Genomic DNA, 5,600 nt, shown 5'->3' with positions numbered 1-5,600 from the left:
CTCCTGGCGCGGGCGTGCCATCGACGCCTTGACCCGCCCCATTGACGGCGGTCCCGCGCTGATCCGGCCGAATGCCGCCGATGTCACGCATGGCGCGACGCCGGGCGCCTTGTCGCGCCAGCGCGTCGGCACCGGCTTCCTCACCGGGGTGCGGGTGATCGACATCTTCACCCCGCTCTGCTTCGGCCAGCGGCTTGGCATCTTCGCCGGTTCCGGCGTCGGCAAGTCGACGCTGCTTGCCATGCTCGCCGGCGCCGAGGCCTTCGATACCGTGGTCGTGGCCCTGATCGGCGAGCGCGGCCGCGAGGTGCGCGAGTTCCTCGAGGATACGATCGGCGCCGAGAGCATGGCCAAGACCGTCGCCGTGGTCGCCACCAGCGACGAAAGCGCCATGATGCGCCGGCGTGCGCCCGACACCGCCATGTGCGTGGCCGAGCATTTCCGCGACCAGGGCCATCGCGTGCTCCTGGTGCTGGATTCCATCACCCGCTTCGCGCATGCGCTACGCGAGGTGGCGACCGGAACGGGCGAGCCGCCGGTCGCACGCGGCTATCCGGCCTCGGTCTTCACCGACCTGCCGAAGCTGCTCGAACGCGCCGGCCCGGGCGCCGAGGGAAAAGGCTCGATCACCGCCATTATTTCCGTGCTGGTCGACGGCGACGACCACAACGACCCGGTCGCCGATTCGGTGCGCGGCATCCTCGACGGCCATGTCGTGCTCGACCGCGCCCTTGCCGAGCAGGGCCGCTATCCGCCGGTCAATCCGCTGTCGTCCATCTCGCGCCTTGCCGACAAGGCCTGGAGCCCGGAACAGCGCGTGCTGGTGACCAGGCTGAAATCGATGATCGCGCGCTTCGAGGATACGCGCGACATCCGTCTTTTGGGTGCCTACCAAAGCGGCGCCGATGCCGAGCTCGACAACGCCGTGCGCCAGGTGCCGCTGATCTATGAGGCGCTTACGCAATCGCCGAGGGACCGCGCGTCGGCGGATCCGTTCGCCGACCTCGCCCGCCATCTCAAGGGGAAGCTGAATGGCGATCAAGGAGACTGAGCTCCAATATACCGAGCGCATGTTGCGCGACATGCTTGCCGAGGCCGAGGCGGCGGAAAGGGCCGAGGCCGACGCGGCAAGATCCGCCAATGACAAGGTCGCGAATGCCAAGACACAGAAGACAGCGGCTCTGCTGAACAGAGCCGACAGGCAGCATCCGCCGCGGAAATCCGCCGCCGGGAGCGCCGATGTCGCGCAGGCCAGCCGCGATTCCGTGCTCGACGGGCTTTTTCCCCGCACCGAGTGGCCGGAGCCACCGAAAGCCCAGTTCCCGCGCCTGGCCGACAGGAGCGCCGACCGCCGCAGCGATTTCGTCATCGCCGCGCTCGGCATCACGCTCGGCCTCATCTGTGCGTTGTTCCCCTGGTACATCTTCTTCAACCAGGAGCAGTTCGGCGTCCAGACCATCAAGTTCGGCGGCAGCGGCAGCAATTCCGGACGTGAGGGCGGTGGCGTTGTGGCTCAACGCAGCGGACCGCTGACGGCCAAGGACGTTCCCAATCCCGATATCGACCTGTTTGCGACCGGCACGGTGCAGGATGATCCCGCCCCGCCGCCCGCCGACCAGCCCTTCCCGGCCGCCGCTTCCGAATTCAAGATGGTGCATGTCGCCAACGGCCGCGCCATGATCGAGGACGATACGGGTCTGTGGGTCGTTCAGCGCGGCTCCGTCCTGCCGGATTCGAGCCGCGTCGCCTCGATCGAGCAGCGCGGCGGCAAGTGGGTGATCGTCACCAGCACAGACAAGGTGATCCAGCTCTCGAAGTAACGGAGCCGGGCCGTACAGCCCCGCCCGCGCAAGGTCCGCGCAAGACTGGCCGCCTAGTCTTGTGCGTACTTGTCCGGGAGATTCCCATGGAACCCGTAAATCTTTTCGACCTTGCCACGCGGCAGTCGCAATGGCTGACCGTGCGCCAGTCGGCGATTGCCTCCAACATCGCCAATGCCAACACGCCGGGCTATACGGCCAATGATGTCGAGCCGTTCGAAAAGGTCCTCGACCGCACCGCGGTGACGCTGGCTGCCACGCAGACGGGCCATCTCGGCGCCGAAACCACCAATGCCGGCTTCAACGTCAAGCCGGAGGATCCAGACGGCGCGATCATGCCGTCGAAGAACACCGTCGTTCTCGAGCAGGAGCTGATGAAAGCCGGCGAGGTTCGCCGCTCCTTCGAGCTCAACACGGCGATCGTCAAGGCCTTCCATTCGATGATGACGATGGTGGTGAAGAGCTGACCATGGACGCCCTCACCGCAGCCCTCAAAGTCGCGGCCTCCGGCCTTGGTGCCCAGTCTGAGCGCCTGCGCGTGGTCTCGGAAAACCTCGCCAACGCCCAGTCGACCGGCAGCACGCCCGGCGCCGATCCCTATCGCCGCAAGACGATCACCTTTCAATCCGAGGTCGACCGCGCAACCGGCGGCTCGCTGGTGGAAGTGAGCGGCATCAATCGCGATCCTTCGGATTTCCCGATCGAATTCCAGCCCGGCAACGAAGCCGCCGACGCCAAAGGGTACGTCAAGATGCCCAACGTCAACACATTGGTCGAAATGGCCGACATGAGCGAGGCGAACCGCTCTTATGAAGCCAACCTGCAAGTCATCAAGCAGGCTCGCGATCTGATTTCCATGACCATCGACCTGATGAGGAACCAGTAATGATTGGCGGTATTGGGGCACTACAGTTCAAACCGGCAATCGACGGCACCGACTCGGCCGCGCCGGGCCTGCTTCAAGGCGGTGTCGGGACGCAGGCCAGCGAAAGCATCGGCAGCAGCTTCGCCGACGTCCTCAGCCAGGCCGCGACGAAGACCGTCAACACGCTGCAGGGTGCCGAGCAGATGTCGATACAGGCGCTCAAGGGCGACGCCGACACCCGTCAGGTTGTCGATGCGGTGTTGAGCGCCCAGCAGGCGCTGCAGACGACCATCGCCATCCGCGACAAGGTCGTCTCGGCTTACCTCGAGATCAGTCGCATGAGTATCTAGGAACCGCGTCATGAAAGCACTCGCCATCGCCGCCACCGGCATGAACGCCCAGCAGACCAACCTGGAAGTCATCGCCAACAACATCGCCAACATCAACACCACCGGCTACAAGCGGGCGCGGGCCGAATTCTCCGACCTGCTCTACCAGGTCGACCGCACGCAAGGCGTGCCCAACCGTTCCAACACCTCGCTGGTGCCGGAAGGCGTTTCGATCGGTCTTGGCGTCAAGACGACCGCCGTGCGCAACGTCCACACGCAGGGCGAACTGGCCAGCACCGGCAACAGCTTCGACCTGGCGTTGACCGGCAGGGGCTGGTTCCAGATCGAGGGCGCCGACGGCGGCACGCTCTACAGCCGCGCCGGCGCCTTCAACACCAACGCCACCGGCCAGCTCGTGACGGTGGACGGCGCCAACGTCATCCCGGCCATCACCGTGCCGACCGACGCCATCGAGGTTATCGTCAACAAGACCGGCCAGGTCTTTGCCCGCCTGGACGGTCAGACTGACCTCCAGCTTCTCGGACAGCTCCAGATCGCCAATTTCGCCAACGAGGCGGGCCTGGCCCCGCTCGGCGACAACCTCTTCCAGGAAACGGCTGCCTCGGGCCCGGCCAATGTCGGCGTCCCTGGAGACCCCGGCTTCGCCACGATCCAGCAGGGTTATCTGGAATCATCCAACGTCGACCCGGTCAAGGAAATCACCGAGCTGATCTCGGCGCAGCGCGCCTATGAAATGAACTCCAAGGTCATCCAGGCCGCCGACGACATGGCCTCGGTTGTCTCCAAGAACATCAGGTAACGGATGATGGCCGGGCCGATCTCCTCCGCACTCCGCCGCGCCGTGCTGGCCACCGTCCTGGTGGCCGCCGGCACGCCGGCTATCGCGCAGGACACCACCGGCCAGTCGGCGAACCAGATCGTCGCTGGCCAGGCGGTCGGCGAGGCCGTGCTGATCCCCAACCGGGTCATCTATCCCGGTGAGACAATCGAATCCGCCTCGCTCAAGCAGGTGACGCTCATACCCGGCAAGCATAAGCCGGACGGCATGGCGACGCGCTCCGAGGAGCTTCAGGGCAAGGTCGCCAAGCGCACGCTACTGCCCGGCCGCTACATCCCGGTCACCGCTATCCGCGACGCCTGGCTGGTCGAACAGGGCGCTTCCGTGCAGGTCTATTTCACCGCCGGCGCGCTCACCATTTCGGCGGCCTGCGTCACGCTGCAGCCAGGCGCTGCCGGCGACCAGATCAAGATCCGCAACATCGACAGCGGCAAGATCATCTCCGGCACGGTGATGGCCGACGGCACCATCAAGGTCGGCGCTTCGTGATGCGCGCCCTTGTCCTTCTGCTCGCGGCGGCCATCGGCATTCAGCCGGCTTTGGCGGATGGGCTGACGCCCAAGGCCAAACGCGAGCTCGCGCAGAAGAACGGCGGCGTCTACGACGATCCGGAATATGATCCGGCGACGACCCAGCGCATGTTCCGCGTTTCCACCGGACCAAGCACGCTGCCGCCCGGCCAGGTGGCCGCGCGCATCAAGGACATTGCTCAGTTGCAGAGCGCGCGCGACAACCAGCTCGTCGGCTACGGCCTGGTCATCGGCCTTGCCGGCACCGGCGACAGCCTGCGCAACTCGCCCTTCACCGAGCAGTCGATCCGCGCCATGCTGGAGAATCTCGGCATCGCCACCGAAGGCGGCAGCGCGCGCGCCAAGAACGTGGCCGCCGTCATCGTCACCGCCAACATGCCGCCCTTCGTCCAGTCCGGCGCCCGCATCGACATCGACGTCTCGTCGATGGGCGACGCCACCTCGCTCGCCGGTGGCACGCTGGTGATGACGCCGCTGAAGGCGGCCGATGGCGAGATCTATGCCGTCGGGCAAGGCTCGGTGATTGTCGGCGGCTTCACCGCCAAGGGTCAGGCCGAGGAACTCACGCAAGGCGTGCCGACCGCCGGCCGCGTGCCCAACGGCGCGATCGTAGAGCGCGCCGTTCCGGCCGAGTTCGACGACCAGGGCGTGTTGACATTGCAATTGCGCAATCCCGATTTCTCGACCGCCATCCGCATCGCCGACGCCGTCAACGACTACACCTCGCAGCGCTTCGGCATGCGGGTCGCCGCCGAGCGCGATGCCCGCACCGTGCAGATCAGGCGGCCGAAGAATGTCTCCGCCGCGCGCTTCTATGCCGAGATCGAAAACCTCGTCGTCGAGTCGGATTCCCCTGCCCGCGTCGTCATCGACGAGCGCACCGGAACCATCGTCATCGGCAACAATGTCAGGATCTCGCGCGTGGCGATCAGCCACGGCACGCTTACCGTACGCATCACCGAAGCGCCTCGGATCGTTCAGCCTGAACCCTTCTCCAGAGGTGAGACCGCGGTGGAACCGTCCACGGCCATCGATGCGAGCCGGCCCAACGCCCGCGTCGCCGTGCTCGATGGCCCCGATCTCGAAACGCTTGTCTCCGGCCTCAATCGCCTCGGCGTGAAGCCGGACGGCATCATCGCCATCCTGCAAGGCATCAAATCTGCCGGCGCCCTGCAGGCCGACCTGGTCCTCCAATAG

At 66.0% G+C, this 5,600-nt stretch carries 8 protein-coding genes; all 8 read left to right on the top strand.

What is annotated here, in order from left to right; all coding sequences use genetic code 11:
- On the top strand, positions 1 to 1,051 hold a 1,051-nt coding region (locus EOA24_RS25655; protein WP_127410186.1), incomplete at its 5' end, for a FliI/YscN family ATPase.
- A complete protein-coding gene (locus EOA24_RS25650; protein WP_126081529.1) occupies positions 1,032 to 1,820 on the top strand; it encodes a hypothetical protein in 789 nt (262 codons plus the stop codon). The genes EOA24_RS25655 and EOA24_RS25650, both read left to right, overlap by 20 nt.
- 86 nt (positions 1,821 to 1,906) lie before the next feature.
- Positions 1,907 to 2,287 (top strand): flagellar basal body rod protein FlgB, encoded by a 381-nt coding sequence (gene flgB / locus EOA24_RS25645; protein ID WP_126081528.1) that lies wholly within the window; start codon positions 1,907 to 1,909, stop codon positions 2,285 to 2,287.
- Positions 2,288 to 2,289: 2 nt separating this feature from the next.
- Complete coding sequence (gene flgC, locus EOA24_RS25640; RefSeq protein ID WP_042640471.1) at positions 2,290 to 2,706, top strand: flagellar basal body rod protein FlgC; 417 nt, start codon at positions 2,290 to 2,292, stop codon at positions 2,704 to 2,706.
- On the top strand, positions 2,706 to 3,035 hold the full coding sequence (locus EOA24_RS25635) for a flagellar hook-basal body complex protein FliE (protein WP_126081527.1): 330 nt from the start codon (positions 2,706 to 2,708) through the stop codon (positions 3,033 to 3,035). Before flgC ends, EOA24_RS25635 begins: the two co-directional genes overlap by 1 nt.
- A 10-nt stretch (positions 3,036 to 3,045) precedes the next feature.
- Positions 3,046 to 3,834: a flagellar basal-body rod protein FlgG gene (flgG, locus tag EOA24_RS25630; RefSeq protein ID WP_126081526.1), complete on the top strand. Its 789-nt coding sequence runs from the start codon at positions 3,046 to 3,048 to the stop codon at positions 3,832 to 3,834.
- Between the two features lie 3 nt (positions 3,835 to 3,837).
- Positions 3,838 to 4,362 (top strand): flagellar basal body P-ring formation chaperone FlgA, encoded by a 525-nt coding sequence (gene flgA / locus EOA24_RS25625; RefSeq protein WP_126081525.1) that lies wholly within the window; start codon positions 3,838 to 3,840, stop codon positions 4,360 to 4,362.
- Positions 4,363 to 4,511: 149 nt separating this feature from the next.
- Positions 4,512 to 5,600, top strand: coding sequence for a flagellar basal body P-ring protein FlgI (locus EOA24_RS25620; RefSeq protein ID WP_245467379.1), 1,089 nt, complete (start codon positions 4,512 to 4,514; stop codon positions 5,598 to 5,600).

Source organism: Mesorhizobium sp. M2A.F.Ca.ET.039.01.1.1 (genome assembly GCF_003998035.1).
Classification (GTDB): domain Bacteria; phylum Pseudomonadota; class Alphaproteobacteria; order Rhizobiales; family Rhizobiaceae; genus Mesorhizobium.
Note: the sequence above shows the minus strand (reverse complement) of the source record. Positions and strands in the feature narration are given on the sequence as shown.

Coding starts and splice junctions, on each gene's coding strand:
- EOA24_RS25650 (WP_126081529.1), top strand. CDS start 1,032: ATGGCGATCAAGGAGACTGAGCTCCAATATACCGAGCGCATGTTGCGC.
- flgB (WP_126081528.1), top strand. CDS start 1,907: ATGGAACCCGTAAATCTTTTCGACCTTGCCACGCGGCAGTCGCAATGG.
- flgC (WP_042640471.1), top strand. CDS start 2,290: ATGGACGCCCTCACCGCAGCCCTCAAAGTCGCGGCCTCCGGCCTTGGT.
- EOA24_RS25635 (WP_126081527.1), top strand. CDS start 2,706: ATGATTGGCGGTATTGGGGCACTACAGTTCAAACCGGCAATCGACGGC.
- flgG (WP_126081526.1), top strand. CDS start 3,046: ATGAAAGCACTCGCCATCGCCGCCACCGGCATGAACGCCCAGCAGACC.
- flgA (WP_126081525.1), top strand. CDS start 3,838: ATGATGGCCGGGCCGATCTCCTCCGCACTCCGCCGCGCCGTGCTGGCC.
- EOA24_RS25620 (WP_245467379.1), top strand. CDS start 4,512: ATGTTCCGCGTTTCCACCGGACCAAGCACGCTGCCGCCCGGCCAGGTG.